The organism is Neisseria perflava (genome assembly GCF_019334725.1).
Lineage (GTDB): Bacteria > Pseudomonadota > Gammaproteobacteria > Burkholderiales > Neisseriaceae > Neisseria > Neisseria subflava_A.
Window position 1 is genome coordinate 786,696 of sequence record NZ_CP079818.1, and the last position, 18,940, is coordinate 805,635.

At 48.4% G+C, this 18,940-nt stretch carries 15 protein-coding genes, 1 tRNA gene and 1 riboswitch; of the genes, 6 read left to right on the forward strand and 10 right to left on the reverse strand.

All coding sequences use genetic code 11. The features are described from left to right. Nucleotides 1-13: 13 nt before the first annotated feature. Nucleotides 14-1,183 (reverse strand): methionine adenosyltransferase, encoded by a 1,170-nt coding sequence (metK, locus tag LPB400_RS03810; RefSeq protein WP_107768913.1) that lies wholly within the window; start codon nt 1,181-1,183, stop codon nt 14-16. 173 nt (nt 1,184-1,356) lie between these two features. Then, nucleotides 1,357-1,467, reverse strand: a riboswitch (SAM-I-IV-variant riboswitch). Nucleotides 1,468-1,575: 108 nt separating this feature from the next. Between metK and LPB400_RS03815 the strand changes: the two genes are divergently transcribed. Continuing rightward, nucleotides 1,576-2,457, forward strand: a complete 882-nt coding sequence (locus LPB400_RS03815; RefSeq protein WP_219089459.1) for a lysophospholipid acyltransferase family protein — start codon at nt 1,576-1,578, stop codon at nt 2,455-2,457. Between the two features lie 48 nt (nt 2,458-2,505). Here the strand turns inward: LPB400_RS03815 and LPB400_RS03820 are convergent. Further along, nucleotides 2,506-2,582: transfer RNA gene (locus LPB400_RS03820), tRNA-Pro, on the reverse strand. A gap of 199 nt (nt 2,583-2,781) precedes the next feature. Here LPB400_RS03820 and recC point away from each other — a divergent pair. After that, nucleotides 2,782-6,081 carry an exodeoxyribonuclease V subunit gamma gene (gene recC / locus LPB400_RS03825; RefSeq protein ID WP_219089461.1) on the forward strand — a complete coding sequence of 1,100 codons (3,300 nt, stop codon included), beginning with the start codon at nt 2,782-2,784 and terminating at the stop codon, nt 6,079-6,081. A gap of 3 nt (nt 6,082-6,084) precedes the next feature. After that, nucleotides 6,085-6,591, forward strand: coding sequence for a thioredoxin family protein (locus LPB400_RS03830; RefSeq protein ID WP_219089463.1), 507 nt, complete (start codon nt 6,085-6,087; stop codon nt 6,589-6,591). A gap of 114 nt (nt 6,592-6,705) precedes the next feature. Here LPB400_RS03830 and lapB read toward each other — a convergent pair whose 3' ends face one another. Next, nucleotides 6,706-7,875, reverse strand: coding sequence for a lipopolysaccharide assembly protein LapB (gene lapB, locus LPB400_RS03835; protein ID WP_107810861.1), 1,170 nt, complete (start codon nt 7,873-7,875; stop codon nt 6,706-6,708). Nucleotides 7,876-7,900: 25 nt separating this feature from the next. Next, the gene (locus LPB400_RS03840) at nt 7,901-8,224 is read right to left on the reverse strand and encodes a LapA family protein (RefSeq protein WP_070873824.1); all 324 of its coding nucleotides are present in this window, start codon (nt 8,222-8,224) and stop codon (nt 7,901-7,903) included. Nucleotides 8,225-8,437: 213 nt separating this feature from the next. On the opposite strand from LPB400_RS03840, the gene ilvE reads away from it, so the two are divergent. Together ilvE and LPB400_RS03850 are read left to right on the forward strand one after the other, a co-directional pair. Continuing rightward, nucleotides 8,438-9,436, forward strand: a complete 999-nt coding sequence (ilvE, locus tag LPB400_RS03845; protein ID WP_219089465.1) for a branched-chain-amino-acid transaminase — start codon at nt 8,438-8,440, stop codon at nt 9,434-9,436. Nucleotides 9,437-10,512: 1,076 nt separating this feature from the next. Next, the gene (locus tag LPB400_RS03850) at nt 10,513-12,753 is read left to right on the forward strand and encodes a right-handed parallel beta-helix repeat-containing protein (protein ID WP_219089682.1); all 2,241 of its coding nucleotides are present in this window, start codon (nt 10,513-10,515) and stop codon (nt 12,751-12,753) included. Nucleotides 12,754-12,845: 92 nt separating this feature from the next. Here the strand turns inward: LPB400_RS03850 and metE are convergent, their stop codons facing one another. The 3 genes from metE to iscX all read right to left on the reverse strand — a co-directional run bounded on the left by metE (nt 12,846) and on the right by iscX (nt 16,462). Further along, nucleotides 12,846-15,122 (reverse strand): 5-methyltetrahydropteroyltriglutamate--homocysteine S-methyltransferase, encoded by a 2,277-nt coding sequence (gene metE / locus LPB400_RS03855; protein ID WP_219089468.1) that lies wholly within the window; start codon nt 15,120-15,122, stop codon nt 12,846-12,848. Between the two features lie 89 nt (nt 15,123-15,211). Beyond that, entirely contained in the window at nt 15,212-16,093 is an 882-nt protein-coding gene (metF, locus tag LPB400_RS03860; protein WP_049323818.1) for a methylenetetrahydrofolate reductase, read from the reverse strand. Between the two features lie 171 nt (nt 16,094-16,264). Next, nucleotides 16,265-16,462 (reverse strand): Fe-S cluster assembly protein IscX, encoded by a 198-nt coding sequence (iscX, locus tag LPB400_RS03865; RefSeq protein ID WP_070461311.1) that lies wholly within the window; start codon nt 16,460-16,462, stop codon nt 16,265-16,267. 315 nt (nt 16,463-16,777) lie between these two features. On the opposite strand from iscX, the gene LPB400_RS03870 reads away from it, so the two are divergent. Next, the gene (locus LPB400_RS03870; RefSeq protein ID WP_070461312.1) at nt 16,778-17,398 is read left to right on the forward strand and encodes a hypothetical protein; all 621 of its coding nucleotides are present in this window, start codon (nt 16,778-16,780) and stop codon (nt 17,396-17,398) included. Nucleotides 17,399-17,473: 75 nt separating this feature from the next. Here LPB400_RS03870 and fdx read toward each other — a convergent pair whose 3' ends face one another. The 3 genes from fdx to LPB400_RS03885 form a co-directional block, all read right to left on the reverse strand. Next, entirely contained in the window at nt 17,474-17,815 is a 342-nt protein-coding gene (fdx, locus tag LPB400_RS03875) for an ISC system 2Fe-2S type ferredoxin (protein WP_003686005.1), read from the reverse strand. A 92-nt stretch (nt 17,816-17,907) separates the two neighbouring features. Beyond that, nucleotides 17,908-18,270 (reverse strand): TIGR02328 family protein, encoded by a 363-nt coding sequence (locus tag LPB400_RS03880; RefSeq protein ID WP_070461313.1) that lies wholly within the window; start codon nt 18,268-18,270, stop codon nt 17,908-17,910. Next, entirely contained in the window at nt 18,267-18,896 is a 630-nt protein-coding gene (locus LPB400_RS03885) for a GIY-YIG nuclease family protein (protein WP_107768907.1), read from the reverse strand. Before LPB400_RS03885 ends, LPB400_RS03880 begins: the two co-directional genes overlap by 4 nt. Nucleotides 18,897-18,940: the final 44 nt, after the last annotated feature.

The following is an 18,940-nucleotide window of genomic DNA, read 5'->3' on the forward strand; positions in this document are numbered from 1 at the left end:
CAAATGCGGAAGTTTACACGCCTGCGGCTGCTTTCAATGCGGCTGCTTTGTCGGTGCGCTCCCAAGTAAATTCAGGCTCCTCGCGGCCGAAGTGGCCGTAGGCGGCGGATTTGCTGTAAATCGGTCGCAGCAGGTCGAGCATTTGGACGATGCCTTTAGGGCGCAGGTCGAAATGTTCGCGAACCAAGGCGATCAGTTTTTCTTCGCTGATTTTGCCGGTACCGAAAGTATCGATGGAAATCGAAGTCGGTTCGGCAACGCCGATGGCGTAGGAAACTTGGATTTGGCATTGGGTTGCCAAACCGGCGGCGACGATGTTTTTCGCAACATAGCGGCAGGCGTAAGCGGCGGAACGGTCCACTTTGGACGGGTCTTTGCCGGAGAATGCGCCGCCGCCGTGCGGAGCAGCGCCGCCGTAGGTATCGACGATGATTTTACGGCCGGTCAAACCGCAGTCGCCTTGCGGGCCGCCGATAACGAAGCGGCCGGTCGGGTTGATCAGGTATTTGGTTTCGTCGGTCAGCAGTTCAGACGGCAGAACCGGTTTGATGATGTTTTCGATAACAGCGTTTTTCAGCTCTTCGTAACCGATAGACGGATCGTGCTGGGTAGACAGGACGACGGTGTCGATGCGTTTTACTTTGCCGGTTTCGCTGTCGTAAACCACGGTCAATTGGGCTTTGGCATCAGGGCGCAGCCAAGGCAGGCGGCCGTCTTTGCGCAATTCGCTTTGGCGTTGCATCAGGCGGTGGCTGTAATAGATGGCAAACGGCATCAGGGTAGGGGTTTCGTCGCAGGCATAGCCAAACATCAAACCTTGGTCGCCCGCGCCTTGGTTCAAGTCGATGCCTTCGCCTTCGTTCACGCCTTGGGCGATGTCCGGAGATTGTTGGTCGTAGTACACGCCGACTGCGCAGCCGTTGGCATCAAAGCCCAGCTCGGAGGAGTTGTAGCCGATGCGTTTGATGGTTTCGCGTGCGACTTTGATGTAGTCCACTTGGGCAGTAGTAGTGATTTCGCCTGCCAATACGCACAAGCCTGTGTTGACCAAGGTTTCCGCGGCGACACGCGCTTTGGGGTCTTGCGCCAAGATGGCATCCAAAATCGCATCGGACACTTGGTCGGCAACTTTATCCGGATGGCCTTCGGATACCGATTCGGAAGTAAACAGATATTCGCTCATTGCTATTCTTTCATTAAAAACAGGCTGCTGTGTTTTCAGACGGCCTTTTATTTCGGACAGCGGAAATCATAACAAAAACTCCGCTTTTTCTCTATACAAGTGAGAAACATTCGCACTTGCCTGCTGTTTCGGAATCCTGTTGCGCGTTTCTTACAGGCAAAAAAATTCCCGCATTAAGCGGGTTTGGATTGCTCTGGCGAGCCACATCGGTTTTTCAACCGTCCACCTTACCTTTCCGTTTGAAAAGCAGGTTGGCATGGAATTCCCAACTCTTAATGCAGCGCGGATAGTAGCAGAAAAGCAGGTGTGCCGCAATATATTTGCCCGAAGTCTGTTTTGTTCAGACGGCCTGTTTCGTTTACAATCTGTCCACTTCATTTTGGTAAAACCTTATGCAAACGCTTGTTACCTTTGTTTTTAAATTTTTGGCCGCGCTGCCTTTGGCTTGGTTGCACAAATTAGGCAACTTGCTGGGCAGTTTGGGTTTCTGCGTGCTGTCGAAAGATCGCCGGCGTGTTTTCGAGAACATGAAACTTGCCGGATTGAACCCGACGGACGAGGCGGTGAAAAAAGTTTTCCGTGAAACGGCAAAAGGCGGCTTGGAATTGCCGGTGGCGTTTTTCAGACGGCCTGAGGAAATTGAAAACCTGTTTGTCAGCGTCAACGGTTGGGAACATGTTCAGACGGCCTTGAGCGCGGGTGAAGGTTTGCTGTTTATCACGCCGCACATCGGCAGCTATGATTTGGCGGGCCGCTACATCAGCCAGCAACTGCCGTTTCCTCTGACGGCGATGTACAAGCCGCCGAAAATCAAGGCATTTGATGCGGTAATGCAGGCAGGGCGCGTGCGCGGTAAAGGCAAGACTGCACCGACCAGCATTCAGGGCGTCAAACAAATCATCAAAGCGCTGCGCGGCGGCGAAGCGACCATTGTGTTGCCGGACCATGTGCCGTCTCCAGAGGAAGGGGGCGACGGTGTGTGGGTGGACTTTTTCGGCAAACCTGCCTACACCATGACGTTGGCAGGCAAGCTGGCGCAAGTCAAAGGCGTGAAGGCTTTGTTTTTCTGCGGCGAGCGTCTGCCTGACGGCAAAGGCTTTTTCCTGCACATCGAGCCTTTGCGCGGCGAGTTGAACGGCGATAAGGAGCACGATGCGCGCGTGATCAATGAAAATACCGAGTATTGGATACGCCGTTTTCCGGAACAATATTTGTTTATGTACAACCGCTACAAACATCCTGAAGGTGCGCCTTTCCCGCCGCCGGAAGTATAGGCTTGCCGAATGTAAAAAACCTGCTTGGACTCAAGCATGTTTTGTATTTGGTCGGAATGAGAGGATTCGAACCTCCGACCCCTTCGTCCCGAACGAAGTGCGCTACCGGGCTGCGCTACATTCCGAATGTGGGAAATTATAGGATAGGAGAAGCCGGTTTGTACAGGGGTCGATAAATAATTAATAATTGGCTGCCGATGGGTTTGTTTTAGGCCGTCTGAAGCGATGTGTTTCAGACGGCCTGTGTTTTTGTTTGCCGCTTCTGCTGAAGCATTTGTCCTAATGGCATTATAATGTGGGCAATTGTTTTTTAGATTGTCTGCTATGTTTTATCTTTATCAGTCCGACCGTTTGGAAGCGCTTGCCGAAATGTGCGCGCATATTCATCAGACCTTGTCCTTGGATTCTGTATTGGCGCAGGAAGAAGTGGTGGTGCAGAGCCAGGGGATGCGGCGATATCTGAATGTGTTTTTTGCGCGCAAACTCGGCGTGGCGGCGAATTTGAAGTTCAGCCTGCCGGCCGGTTTGGCGTGGCAGCTGATGCGTAAATTGGTTCCCGATGTGCCGCCGCTCAGTCCGTTTTCGCCTGAAGTCATGCGTTGGCGTTTGCTGGATTTGTTCCGCAGTGAAGCGTTTCAGACGGCCCCGGAATACGAAAACGTGCGCCTGAAGCTGGAAAGTTATTTGCACAGCTCGGCATCGGCGGATTATCAGCTTGCCGGACAAATGGCGGATATTTTCGACCAATATTTGGTGTACCGCCCAGATTGGATTGATGCGTGGCAGGCTGGGAAGCTGCTGGGTTTGGGCGATGATGAGGATTGGCAGGCACGGCTGTGGCGTTATTTGGACGATGGCAGCCAATCTGCGCCGCACCGCGTGGCCTTGTGGGAAAAGCTCTTGGCGCAGTTGGATAAATCGGTCTTGCCGCAAAGGTTGTTTGTATTCGGCATTTCGACAATGGCGCCGATGTATCTGCAATTGCTGCACCAAATTTCCAAGCATTGCGATGTATTTGTGTTTGCGCTCAATCCGAGCAGCCAATATTGGGGCGAGGTCATCGACGAGGCGCAGATTTTGAAAAGGGGCGATGAGGCGGATTTGTCGCAGGCAGGGCATCCGCTGTTGGCTTCTTTGGGCAAGCAGGGGCGCGATTTCTTTGATTTTCTGTCGGAAGTGGAAACCGAGCAGGATATTCAGGTTTATGAAGAGGGAAAAGACGATACCTTATTGCATTGCCTGCAAAACGATATCCAAAACTTAATCATGCCGTCTGAACGCTTATATCAACAGGAAGAAGGCAAAGCAGGCGGGCAACAGGCTTTGGTTCAGGTTCACGATGCGGACGGCAATCCAGTGTGTGTCGAGCCGGACAAGCTGTTGAATGACGGCTCGGTCAAAATTGTTGCGGCACACAGCCCTTTGCGCGAACTGCAGGTTTTGAAAGAAGAGCTGTCGCTGGTGTTGCAAAAAAATCCCGACTGGCAGCCGCACGATATTGCCGTTTTGACGCCGAACATCGAGCCGTACAGCCCGTTTATCGAAGCCGTTTTTGGACAGGAGCAGGCAGGCAGCCAGGCTTTACCATATTCGATTTCGGATGTGAAACTCAGCCGCCGCCAGCCGTTGCTGTATGCTTTGGCGCAAACTTTGGACTTGCTGGAAAGCCGATTTGAAGTGGACAAGGTTTTGCCTTTGCTGGAAAGCCGGTTGGTGCTGCAACGCTTCGGTTTGAGCGAGGAAGATGTGCCGCTGCTGCATGAGACTGTTGCCGGATTGAATGTGCATTGGGGTTTGGACCAAACCATGCGCGAGGGCAAAGACAACCTCTTTACTTGGCAGCAGGCGGTAGAGCGTTTGGCCTTGGGCTGGATGCTGCCCGAAGGTGGCAACGGCATGTGGCAGGGAGTGAGCGCGTGGCATAGCAATGTCAACCAGTTGGACGTGTTCAGCGGTTTTGCCGAATTTATCCGTACTTTGGCCGATATGGCGGCGCAATGGCAAGAGCCTGCCAATGTGGAAAGCTGGGTGCAGCGTTGCCGCGATTTGCTGGAGAAACTGTTTGCTCCGGATACGGACGACCAATACGCCAAGCAGCAGTTTGAGCAGTCTTTGGCGAAATGGCAGGAAGAGGCGCAGTTGGCTGAATTTGACGGATTATTGCCGTGTAAAACCGTTATCCGCCATATCCGCCGCTTTTTGGACAGTGAAAGCCAAGCCGGATTTTTGAGCGGCGGCATCACTTTTTGCAGTATGGTGCCAATGCGCAGCCTGCCGTTTAAAATGGTTTGCCTGTTGGGTTTGAATGACGGCGATTTTCCGCGCAATACCAAAGCGGCGGTGTTCGACCTGATTGCCAAACATCCGAAAAAAGGCGATCGCGCCCGCCGCGACGATGACCGTTATCTCTTCCTCGAAGCCTTAATCAGCGCGCGAGAAATGCTGTATTTGTCTTACATCGGCCACGATATACGCAATGATGCCGAGTTTGCGCCGTCTTCGTTAATCAGCGAGCTGCTGGATACCATTGCCGCCATGACAGGGAAAAGCGGGCGCGAGTTGTCGGAGAAATGGGTGAAACATCATCCGTTGCAGGCGTTTTCACGCCGTTATTTCCAAAAGGACGCGCTTTCAGACGGCCTCTTCAGTACGCGCCAAGATTACGCCGATGCGTTGAACCAACCGCCAGCGGAAGCGCAGCCGTTTTTCATTGAGGCTTTAAGTCAGGAAGAGCCGGGCAAAACCATTCAGCAGGGCGAGCTCATCAGTTTTTGGCGCAACCCTGTCAAAGTTTGGCTGAAGAAAAATTTAAGCTGGGAACAGCCGTATCTGGACGGCGCATGGGAGTCTGCCGAACCGTTTGAGCCGCAACATGAAGGCCGGATTGCCGATGCCTATTTAGATGCACGGCGCAAAGGGGAAGATTTTGAAGATACGGCCATTCAGCTGAATGCCGAAAGCCTGATGCCGGTAGGCGAGTTGGGCGGTTTGTGGCAGAAGCAGTATCAGATATCTGCGAAAAACGTGGATGCCGAGCTGATACGCAGCAATAAAAGGCCGTCTGAACCTTATGAAGAATCCTTTGACGACTTGGTTTTACAAGGCACCATCGGCAATCTTTATGAGTGCGGCCGCATTGTGTTCCTAAATCAAAAAGACAATGCACCCAACCGCATTGCCCGTTTATTGGAGCATTTGATTTTTTGCGCCGTCGCCCCTAAATCCGTTGCAAACCGACAAACCTATATTGTTAGCTTGGGAGAGACCGAAACCTATGCCGCCATCGAGCAACAAACAGCAAAAGAACTTTTGAAAGAATGGTTGGTATATTTCCGAATCGGACAAAATACCCCCTTGCCATTTTTTGCCAAAACCAGTCTTGCCGCTGCGGAGGAGTACAACAAGAAAGAGGATTGGGATACTGCCTTGAGAAAAGCCCATGAGGTTTTTAACGGCAACAAAATGAGCAAAGGGCAGAAAGAATATACCGAAGTGAAGCTGGTGTTTGGCCATTCGGACGAATCGCCGCTTGATGAGCCGCTATTTGAAAACCTCATCGTCAATCTGCTTGTGCCGCTTTTGACCGGCGTGGCAGGGAAAACCGATACAACAGAACAGGAGTAAAGCATGGCCACTTATACAGAATATTTGGATTTTGATACCGAAGAAGACAAATTGAAACAACAGCAGCTCTATCAGGCGACCGAGCTGTCGGCGCAAACGGCAGCGGCGGTCAAAAAGATCAGCCGTCCGCAACACTGGCTGCTTGCCGCTGCGCCATATTGTCCAGATTGCCGCGTGTTTGTGCCGTTTATTCAAAAAATGGCGGAGTTGAACCCCCGTATCCGCATCAACTATATTGCCCGCAGCGATTTCGACGACAGCAGCCGTTTCGATAATCCGTGCCAACAGGAAATCGTCCGCGCCAATCAAAAAATTCCAGCGCTGTTTTTGATGGGGCATGAAGAGGAAGGGCCTGTGTTTAACGAGTTTCCGCAAGTGGTGTTAAACCAAATTGCGGCAAATGAAACCCGTCGCACGGAATTGCGCGATGCGTACCGTGCCGGCGAATTTAATGCCGATATTGAGGCGCAGATTGTAGCGGCGTTGGCATGGGCAGAGCAGCGTTGTTGAGCAAATATTGCCGGTGTGTGCGCCTATGTTTTGAGCTGTTTTGATATTTTGCTTTGTAATAAAAAGGCCGTCTGAAAAGATTTCAGACGGCCTTCTTTGATGCTTAACGCTTTATCAAATCTCGATTTTATTCGGCGTAAAGGTTTGCCATTTGTTGCAGGCTGGGCAGTGCCAGAAGAAGACTTGGGATTTGAAGTGGCAGTTGCGGCAGCGGTACATGACACTTTTTTGCAGCTGGCGGCCGATAATGGAACGAATCATATCGGTATCGGCTTTCCACTCCGGATTCATATTGCTGAGTTTCAAACCAAGCAGGCGGTACACGCCGTTGAGGTCGGGTTTTTGGCGGACGAGTTCGACAGCGATTTGCGCCGCTTCGGTTTCGCCCTTAAGCAACAGAGCTTTCTCGTAGATGACGTTGATCAGGTCAAGCTCGGGGAAGGTTTGCATATAGCCGATAAGGCGGTTGAGGCCTTCTTCCTGTTTGCCTTGCGCGGCATAGGCTTCATAGAGTTTCTCGCCGACCATGCTCAGATAGGCGTGGTTTTGCTGCTCGATGGCGGAATACGCTTCTACTGCGGCAGGGAAGTTGCCCTGACGGTATTCGATGTCGCCGAGAATGATGTTGGCGCGCGTACATTTCTTGTTGGCTTCGAGTGCTTTGCCGATGTTGTAGCGGGCGGCGTCGAAGTTGGATTTGAACAGCGCGGCTTGGGCGATTTCGCAATAGAACTGGGCGATTTCAAACTGGTAGGTCTGTTCGTCATGGCTCAAGAGCTGCGCCATTTCGATGGCTTTTTCCCAGTCGCGGTCTTGTTGGTAGATGCTCAAAAGGTGTTGGCGGGCTTCGCGTGCCATATCGCCTTCCTGCAAGCCGAGGAAGATTTGTTCGGCACGGTCAACCAAGCCTGCGCTTTGGTAGTTTTGCGCCAATTCAAAAAGCACGCGTGCGCGTTTTTCGTTGACTGTGTCGGGCGAATCGAGCAGGGCGCGGTGCATATTGATGGCTTTGTCGTTTTCGCCGCGTTGGCGGTAGAGCTTGCCTAGGGTCAGGTTTAAGTCGTATGACTGCGGCTGCTGGTCGATTACTTCCGCCAATTCTCGCGCGGCACGGCCGCTGTTGCGGTCAACAAGGGCATCAAGGCTTTTGTAAAACCCTGCCGGTATGCTTTTGGCCTGTTTCAGGACGGTCTTCATATCGACGCGCGCGGCAAACCAGCCCATAGCGAAGAAAACGGGGAGGAGGACGATGGGCAGTAAGATGACCCACAATTCGTTGTCCATGGTATTCCTTTATTGATTGGTGGCGTTACGCTTTGGGAGTGGTTTCGGAAGTCGTTGCCGGTGTTTCGGTTTTGACCGGGGTCAGGTCTTTTTCGGAAAGGTGGGCGTATTTTTTCACTTCGGCACGCAGGCGGTTGTTTTCGCTGCGCAGGGTCAGCAGACGGCCGAAGAGGGCAAACATACCGAACACGATGCCGATAATAAAGGCGCCGAAAAGCACGACAATCAGCGGCAGATTGACGTTTTGGCCGGGCAGGTAGAAGAAGGATACGGTGTGGGTATTGGTGATGGCCAGCAGGAGGAAAACAAGAAGAATCAGGATTTTGATGATGGTAGAGATGAGTTTCATGGGTTACTCCGGGTTGGCTGCGGTTGGGGCAGGCCGTCTGAAAAATGGTATCAGTTTAAACGATTTGCCGGATTTCGGATAGGACGGCATGTTTCAGACGGCAGGGGGACGGAATCTTTAATGCTGACGGGTACTTGTCAAACCCATATTGAAAGGCGTATTGTTCAGTCTTTAATTATTATCTTACAAATCAGAATAAGAAAGGCAATCATCATGAGCAGACCAGTTCCAGCCGTATTCGGCAGCGTTTTTCACGCTGAAATGCCCGTTATCGCTTATCGTGAAGGTAAATGGCAGCCGGTAGAGTGGCAATCTTCCACAGACCTGACAATCGCCCCAGGCGCGCATGCTTTGCATTACGGCAGCGAATGTTTTGAGGGCTTGAAGGCATTCCGTCAGGCAAACGGCAAAATCGTGATGTTCCGCCCGACCGCCAACATCGCGCGTATGCAGCAAAGTGCGGATATTCTGCACCTGCCGCGCCCTGAGACTGAGGCTTATTTGGATGCTTTGATTGAATTGGTCAAACGCTCTGCCGAAGAAATTCCTGATGCGCCAGCCGCGTTGTACCTGCGTCCGACTTTGATCGGTACCGATCCTGTGATTGGTAAAGCCGGATCTCCTTCCGAAACAGCCTTGCTGTACATTTTGGCTTCTCCTGTCGGCGACTATTTCAAAGCCGGTTCGCCCGTTAAAATCTTGGTGGAAACCGAACACATCCGTTGCGCCCCTCATATGGGCCGCGTGAAATGCGGCGGCAACTATGCTTCAGCCATGCCTTGGGTGTTGAAAGCCAAAGCTGAATATGGTGCAAACCAAGTGTTGTTCTGCCCGAATGGCGACGTTCAGGAAACCGGCGCGTCTAACTTTATCCTGATTAACGGCGATGAAATCATTACCAAACCGTTGACAGACGAATTCCTGCACGGCGTTACCCGTGATTCCGTGCTGACTGTTGCCAAAGATTTGGGCTACACCGTTACCGAACGCAACTTTACCGTTGATGAGCTGAAAGCAGCTGTGGAAAATGGCGCAGAGGCGATTCTGACCGGTACGGCTGCGGTTATTTCTCCGGTAACTTCTTTCGTGATTGATGGCGAAGAAATCGAAGTGAAGAGCCAAGAGCGCGGTTATGCAATCCGTAAGGCGATTACCGACATCCAATACGGTTTGGCAGAAGACAAACATGGCTGGTTGGTCGAAGTTTGTTAAATAGAACGCATTCAATAAAAAAGGCCGTCTGAAATATTTTTTCAGACGGCCTTTTTTATTGGATTTTAGAGAGGGAAGACAAATAATAAAATGCTAAATTTTACAAACAAACGGTAGCATTTTAAGATAATCGGTATATAATGCGCAATTATGTTGTAAAAATACACATTGAAAATATCGAATTTTATTGATTTTTCGATGAAGTTAAAAACATTTATAGATATTTATTTTGTATATTTTGTAAATTTAGTTAAATGGGGAATGCTAAAAACATATTGTGTTAGAATTCCCCTCCTTTTTGGCTTCGCGGGATTAACTCTGTCCGCCAAAAAAGAAAAACAATGCAAGATAAAACCATTTTTATTTTGCTATAAAAATCAAAAATAACTTAACTTTGGATGAACTAATCAATTAAAAAGGGACTCTGATACATTTTCCGTCAAAAATAACCGGACACATGGTGCGCGGACAGATTGCCTATAAAAGTCATCCAAGGGTTCTGTCCAAGCACCATTACCGTTTTCAATCAGAAAATCGGCAGAAGGGGAAACGCTGCCGAGTTTCTCAAAGTGGCCAGCTTTATACAGGCAATTGCTGTTACGACAGAATCCGTCTTACCTCTTTATTCATCGAACTTTTTTGTTGCACGCTTGTGCGGTGGGAAAGGACGATATTTGATACAAGGAAATACGCTGATTATGTCACATAAACTTGCCCCTCTTGGCCGTACCCATATCCGTCAAGGCTCCTCAACTCCTGAAACCACTTCCGAATCATCTTCTCCTCTAAAAGAATGGATACACACCCAAAATTTTGGGGGAAGTCCGTCTGTTTTTCCTGAACCCAAGCAATTAAGCGGTAAAAATACTGTAACGAAAGAATCGGTTCATGTGGCTGAGGCAGCAAGATTAAACAGTACCTCATCATCTTCAGACGGCGTTGTAACAAAAATGCGTGTCGTACGGGCTAGTGTTGCTTCTGCAGGCAGCGTTTCCAGTAAAAATACCATTGCGTCTAAAGTAACGGACAAACAGGTTGTTTCAAAAGAGCCGGTAAACAAACCGGTTAATCAATCGATGGAAAAAATTTTGGCTGAAAAGCAAAAAAAATACGAAGAGGCTAAAGCAAAAAAAATAGCCGAAGCCGCCACAGCCAAAGCAAACGCCGTCGAGCATGCAAAAGAAGCGCATAAAGCAGCAGTCGAAAAAGCGATTGCAGAGCGTAAAGCCAAACAAGACGCTGCCCGCAAAGAAAAAGAGGCAGAAGACAGAATTGCCGAAGGAAAAAAAACAGTCGAAATTGTGCATAAAAAGATTTTGAACGATTCAGACGGCCATAATAAAGTCGTGAGCGTTTCTTCCAGCAAAAAAACAGCCATGAGTCACGATAGCCACCTCAGTTCAGTCAAAGAAAACAAAATTGACGATCATGCCGAAAGCAGGGCTGTTGTATCTGGAAAATACCGCGTGTATCAATCTAAAGAGTACGGTAATTATGTTCGCGTGAATGATTTTGGTGCCGATGCGCAGGGTAAAAAAGACAGCCTTCAGGCATTTAAAGCGGCTTTAGAAGCGGCTCATAAAGAAAAAGCCATGGTCTTCTTGGATGGTACCTACTATATTTCCAACCAGATTGTGATGGATAAAACCGTTTCCGGTGCACGCGGTTTGTTTGGTTCGGGGATGGGCAAAACCAAAGTAACGTTTGATAAGGTGCAGACGGGTGTGTTCAATCCGAACACCAACCATGATGATATTCGCCAATTTGCCGGTATCTTGATCGATGGACAAAACAATAAAACCATTGCCAACTTGTCGGTTCAATATACCAACCCTGATTTTTACCGCAAAGGCTTAAGCTATTTTGGCAAGGTAAACGGCATTTTGGTAAACGATGCGGACAATACTTTAATCAGTAAAGTAGAAGTTTCCGGTGCCAATCGTGCTGGTGTGATGTTTACGTCGACCGCTTCTTTGGAAAAGGAAAAAGGTCAAAAGCTGACCTTTAAAGAGCGCGTACAAAGCGGCGAAATTGATGAAAAATATGAAGCGCTGCCTTTGGGTGAAAACAACCGTATTGTTGATTCGTATCTGCACCACAACCGCGTTGCCGGTGCGCTGATCGGTTTCCAACAAAACTTTATCGGCGAGGGCAACCGTTTGGATTGGAACGGCCACGAAGCGGACGGCGGTACCGGCTACGGTATGGCTGTGGTTGCGGGCAGCTACAATTACGGTGTCACATACCGTAAAAATACGACCAACCACAACTACCGCAAAGGCTTGGATGTGCATGATGGTACAGGCATTGTCATTGAAGACAATGTGTTAACAGGTGACCGGCTGTATGGTATTGCTGCTTACAACCGCCAGTTTTCTATGGATAAAGTCAAAATTACCGGCAATACCATTATCCAAGACCCGAGCTTCCGTTTGAATGTTGATGATGACTTGGGCAAGTACTATCACATGTATTCAGGTATCCAGGTGCAAACCAATACCCAATACAAAGATTTGCACTCGGCTAACAAAGGCTATTTCGATATCAGCAATAATGTCATTAAAAATCTGACGGTTTATCAAAACAATATTCAGACTTACGCGATTGAGTTCCGTAACCATGAAAGCAAAATGGATTACACGCTCAATATGGCAAATAACAAGATCAGCGGCGAATCCACCAAATATCTGATTGCCGTCATCAACGATACCTACGACCGCGTTTTATCTAAAAACGGCATTGGCAGCGGTACTATTACCATTAGCGGCAATGATGCCGATATCGGCAAGATTATGAAAGGCGCAGTACCGGTTTATGTGGAAGAACACCATGGTAATGTCGCTATGCATGGTGCGGTGACAATTCACAACAACAAAATTTCCGTGCGTGAAAAATCTGACGGCTATGTCGAATTTGCTTATTTGAAAAGCAATGCCAAAGAGTACAACATCACTAATAACACATTGAAACTTGGTGGTGCCCTGGATGATGTTTTGGTAGACGTATACAGTACCAACCCTAAGGGCAAGGCATCTTTAAATGTAGCCAACAATAAAATCATGACGGACATCAAAGACGAACTGTATGATTCATGGCTGCGCTTTGAAAATAACATCAAAACGTATTCAGAAGGCAATAGCCATAATGGTGCAGCACTGACAAAGGTGAATACGACCGGCAGTAAAGTTGCCTTGAGCGATATCTTGTCAGAAGCCAACTATATTGTCGCAACAACTAAAGATGCTGTGTATCACCATACTAAGAATGTGTATACATCAGGAGTGGAAGAGCATCATACAACGACAGGGATTTTGTAAGCTGTTGAAGCTGTAATCTTTATGGTCTAAATATCGATAAATAAAAAAAGGCCGTCTGAAAATTTTCAGACGGCCTTTTCATCTAACTCACATTATTTAGCCAGTTCGGCACGCAGTTTGTGGGTTACATTCATCATCACTTGGAGTTGTTCCAGAGTTTCTTTCCAGCCACGGGTTTTCAGGCCGCAGTCTGGGTTAACCCACAGACGTTCAACCGGTACAACCTCGATGGCTTTGCGCAACAGGTGCTCAACTTCAGCTTCAGTCGGTACGCGTGGGCTGTGGATGTCGTAAACACCCGGGCCGATGTCGTTCGGGTATTTGAACTCGCCGAATGCAGTCAAGAGCTCCATATCGGAACGTGAAGTTTCAATGGTGATGACGTCAGCGTCCATGGCGGCGATGGCAGGTAAGATGTCGTTGAACTCAGAGTAGCACATATGAGTGTGGATTTGGGTGCTGTCTTCGCAACCGGTAGAGGACAGGCGGAAAGATTCGCCGGCCCAGTTCAGGTAGGCATCCCAATCGGCACGTTTCAAAGGCAGACCTTCGCGGATGGCAGGTTCGTCAATTTGGATGACTTTGATGCCAGCTTTTTCCAGATCCAATACTTCGTCGTTCAGAGCCAGTGCGATTTGTTTGCATACGGTAGAGCGAGGAATATCGTTGCGGACGAAAGACCATTGCAGAATGGTTACAGGGCCGGTCAACATACCTTTCATCGGGCGTTTGGTCAGGCTTTGAGCGTAAGTAGACCAAGCGACAGTCATGGCTTCAGGACGGCTTACGTCACCGAAGATGATAGGTGGTTTAACGCAGCGTGAGCCGTAGCTTTGTACCCAGCCGTATTGGGTGAATGCAAAACCGCTCAACAGTTCGCCGAAGTATTCAACCATGTCGTTACGCTCGGCTTCGCCGTGTACCAGTACGTCCAAGTCCAGTTTTTCTTGCTCTTCAACCACCAAGGCGATTTCTTTTTTCATCGCGGCTTCGTAATCGGCGGCAGACAGTTCGCCTTTTTTGAAGGCTGCGCGTGCTTGGCGGATTTCGGTAGTTTGTGGGAAAGAACCGATGTTGGTAGTCGGCAGCAGAGGCAGGTTCAACCATGCTTGTTGCGCTTTGATACGGTCGGCAAATGGAGATTTGCGTTGGTCTGCATTGGCAGGCAAATCGGCCAAGCGTTTGGCAACGTCTGCACGGTGGATTTCACTGCTGTTGGCACGGGAGTCGGCAGCAGCTTGGCTGGCAGCCAGTTCTTCGGCAACAGAATCACGACCTTCATTCAATGCGGCTTTCAGAACGCGCAATTCTTGGGTTTTTTGCAGGGTGAATGCCAACCAAGAGTACAGGTCAGGTTTGTTGGCTTTCAGTTTTTCTTCAACTGACAAGTCAAATGGAGTGTGCAGCAGAGAGCAAGAGCTGGAGATCCACAAACGGTCGCCCAGTTTGGCTTGCAGAGGCTCAACAGTTTCCAAAACTTTGTTCAGGTTGGCGCGCCAAATGTTGCGGCCGTCGATAACGCCGGCAGACAGAACTTTGTCGTAGTCGGCAAATGCGTCCAGTTGCTCAGGGGCGCGTACCAAGTCGATGTGCAGGCCGTCAACAGGCAGGGATTTCAGCAAAGCAGCGTGTTCGGCAACAGAACCGAAGTAAGTGCTCAACAGGATTTTGGCGCTTACTTTGCTCAAAGTAGCGTAAACGTCTTTGTATGCTTCTACCCATTCTTTAGGCAGGTCAACAGTCAAAGCTGGCTCGTCGATTTGAATCCACTCGGCACCGGCTTCAACCAAAGCAGTCAGGATTTCAACGTAAACAGGCAACAGTTTAGGCAACAGGCTCAGACGGTCGAATTCAACGGCGCCTTTTTCTTTACCCACCCACAGGAAAGTCAACGGACCAACAACGGTCGGTTTGGCTTTCAGGCCCAAAGCTTGGGCTTCTTGCAGCTGTTGAACGTAGTGTTTGGCGTTGGCTTTGAATTCGGTATCGGCGTGGAATTCAGGCACCAAGTAGTGGTAGTTGGTGTCGAACCATTTGGTCATTTCGATAGCGAATTGGTCTTTGTTACCACGCGCCAGTTGGAAGAATTGTTCCAAAGACAGGTTTTGGCTGTCGAAGCCGAAGCGGGCAGGGATGGCACCGGTAGCAACTTGCAGGTCGAGGATGTGGTCGTAGAAAGTGAAATCGCCTACGGCAACGTAATCGGTGTTGGCAGCAGCTTGGTGTTTCCAGTTTTTCTCGCGCAAGTCTTTAGCAACAGCCAGCAATTCTTGCTCGCTGATTTCTTTGCGCCAGTATTTTTCTTGTGCGAATTTCAATTCGCGGAAGGCACCGACGCGCGGGAAGCCTGAAAAATGTAATGTTGTCATGTTAACTCTCCTAGTTGGAATTTTGAATCAGGCCGGTATGGCCTGAATGTTCGATATTGTAAATCAGAATGGTGAGGCCGTCTGTTTTATTAACGGGGGCGTACACCCAAAATATGGCAGATGGCGTAAGTCAGTTCGCTGCGGTTGAGGGTGTAGAAGTGGAAGTCTTTGACACCTTCGCGAGAGAGGACTTTGACCATGTCGATGGCGATGCTGGCGGCAACAAGGTTGCGTGTGCCTTGGTCGTCATCCAAACCTTCGTACATTTTAGACAGCCAGCTTGGAATTTTGACGTTGGTCACTTGGGCCATTTTGGTCAATTGTTTGAAATTGGTTACAGGCAGGATGCCGGGAACGATTTCAACGTCGATGCCCATCATCACGCAACGGTCGCGGAAGCGCAGATAGCTTTCCACGTCAAAGAAGAATTGGGTGATAACGTGGTTTGCGCCCGCATCGATTTTACGTTTCAGATTGATCAAGTCGGCTTGGGCGGATTTGGCTTCAGGGTGAACCTCTGGATAGGCCGCTACGGAAATATCAAAGTCGGCCACGGAGCGCAACAGTTTGACCAAATCTTCGGCATAGAAAGGTTTTTTCTCGTAGCCGGGCGGCTCGTCGCCACGCAGGGCGACAATGCGGCGGATACCGCTGTCCCAATAATCTTTGGCGATTTGGCGCAACTCGTCAGGGCTGGCGTCGATACCGGTCAGGTGGGGGGCTGCGTCAAGGCCGGTTTCTTGTTTGATGCGTTTAACGATACTGTGTGTGCGGTCGCGTTCGCCGGAGTTTGCACCGTAAGTTACGGAAACGAATTTCGGATGCAAGGTTTGCAGGCGATGGATGGAATCCCATAGCATGGTTTCCATTTGTTCGTTTTTCGGCGGGAAAAATTCGAACGAAACATTGATGTCGCCTTTCAAATCAGAAAGGCTGTTGTTTAAAGCGGCGATTTCTCGAGCGTGATTCATGGTTATGCACCTTCTGCATATCTTTTATTTGTTGTCAGACTGCATAATAAATTTGAGGTCAGTATGAGTCAATTTCGAAATTTTCCAAAATTGTATGAATAGATTTAATAAAGACCTCAGGCCGTCTGAAAAATAGCCTGAGGTCTTGTTTGATAGGGAAGGGAAGAAAGCTTATTCTGCTTCATCTATCCATGCTTGTTGCACGGCTTCGAGAATGCGCTCGCCGCAACGCGCCGGATCATCGTCAAATCCAGGCAAAGCCATAATCAGATCACGCAGTTGGGTAAAGCGTACGGTTTTCGGGTCGATGCTGTCACCGTGTAAGTCGTAGAGTTCTTCGGCGATGCGTTGGGTATCTGTCCATTTCATGATGTGTTCCTTTATTGGGTTTGGGCTAATAGTAATTATTTTAATCAAGAAGAAGTCGGACTGCCAGAATGTTTTACTGCAGATGCGGATATAAATAATGCGGGTATTTTTTAACAAAATAGCATATTTGCGTTAAAATACGGCACGACACTTAAAAACTACGGCACATTCGCTTTGAATTTGCCGTTTTATATATTTTATTCCGTTTTGAATGATGGTTTGCGCATGAATAATTTACATTATCTCAATGCAACCAAATCATTTGGAACGGCTCTTAATACGAAATCCATCGCTTAAAAATAAAAGGAAAAAAAGATGAATAACGCACTCAACGCCAAGCTATCCAAACTAATTTACGCGCTTGCTTCAGATGATCCGGAGTATCTGTCTAAAGCAGGCGCATTTGACCGTTTGCTGCTGTTGGTTCGCGAACTTTATCGGATGCTGGACGAAACAGAAGGTTTGAAGCAGCTGGTGTTCCGTCTGTATTACGGCAAGCACTATGGCTTAATTAAACTGGATGCCGCTTCGCCCAATGACGATGCAGGCGCGTTGAGGTTGAAACGTTGGATGGTTTATTCGCGGATCGCAGAGCGTATCGAAAAGTGCGGCAAGCATTTGTCGGTCGTGCTTGAAGATGCGGCGTTGGAAAATGGCGTGGACAAATCTCATTATATAGATGAAGCCAATGCCATTATCGAGCGTTTCGGTTTGGTAAGGGATGAGGCTGCGCTTTCAGCCATCGAGGCAGAGGAAGCGTTAAAGGCAGAGGCTGAACTGCCGACAGTAAATAAATCTCAGAATGCTGCTCCCCGTTATAACGGCAATATGCATCAAATCAGAATGCAAGAAAAAATTGAAAATTACTCCGCTACGCAGAAAGTGGCCTCCATGCAGATTTCGCGTATGCGTTTTATTTTCCCTCATATCAAATAATTTGCTGCATAACCAAAAGGCCGTCTGAAAACCATGAATTTGTGGTTTCAGACGGCCTTTTCATTAAACCTCGTTTTAATGGTCTTCGCGAGCGTGGTTGATTGTATATTTAGGAATTTCTACGACCAAATCTTCATCGGCAACGACTGCCTGACAGCTCAAGCGTGAATCAGCTTCCAAACCCCATGCTTGGTCGAGCAGGTCTTCTTCCAATTCGGTCGGTTCTTCCAGGCTGTCAAAACCTTTGCGGATAATCACGTGGCAGGTGGTGCAGGCGCAGGATTTTTCGCAGGCATGATCGACTTCGATGTCATGGTCGAGCAGTACGTCAAGGACGGTTTGGCCTTCCGGCGCGTCTTCGATAACCGCGCCTTCAGGGCATAATGTCGCGTGTGGGAGTACGGTAATTTTTGGCATTTTTATTGTCTCGGTTGTTTAAGAGTGGTTGTGGTTAAAGTGGTTTCAGACGGCCTTGGATATTCAATATTCAGGCCGTCTGAAAAATGGGTTTATAACATGATGCCTTTACTTCTTAAATTTTCCAAACACTCGTCCAGATAAGCATCATCATGTTCGGCATAAATCGGCGAAGTAGCTGTTTCAGCCGCGTGTGAATGGTATGGGGCAGCGACTTTGCCGCGATATAGCGGGTCTTTCCATAAAGCATCCGGTTTGTAACCGCGCTTTTCCATCTCATCCATAATCAACGCGTGATATAGATAGAGTTTGTAGGGCGAATGGGTAAAAACGTAATTAACCGTCGCATGCGGCCTGCCCCAGCCCGCTCCGCGTAAAGCGGCGCATTCGCGGTGTTGCCCCAAAAGCTGGGCACGGGGGAGTAGGGGGATAAGGGTTTGGTGCCAGAGTCTCATTGTGATTCAAATAATTTTAAATATTCTGTGTAAGCTTTCTCTAAATTTTCTTTTGAATAGGTAGTATAAATATGAAGACCTTCTTCAATTTCAGTAGTTAGCTTTGAACCACTTGTCCCAAAGTATTCGTCTTTATATAAACGGACTTTGGAATTTTTGGGTTTATATGCATTTTCTGAAGAGATGAGATTTCTTAATATGGAAGGATTTTGTTGGTGCTTTTCCTTGATAAAGTCGATAAATGCACTTCTGTTTACTTCAAAGATTTTTTCTTGATGATGTTCTTCGACGGTTTTTTCAAAACCTAACTCTGCTATTTCATTTTTAGGAAATACAATTTCGCCTCTTAATGAGAGAAAAAGCCTTTTCGCAAGATTTTCATCAATTGCAAAAAGCTCAGTTTCTCCTATTTGGCTTTTGCCGAAAATTTCATGAAGTAAGGTTTCTTTTTCTTTATAGTTGTCGGTTTTAATGGCTAGAATGCGTTCTAACCCGGCAACGTTTGCGTAGCCGTTGTTTTCCAAATGGCGCATTCTAGTTTCAAAATTATTTTCGTCAGTAATACCAATTTTATATACGCCTTTGATGACGGTTTTCATCAGGTAGACAATGCCTGCTTTTTCCATTGTTGTCCTTTATTTTTATTTCTGTATGAAGATATCTTTTCAGA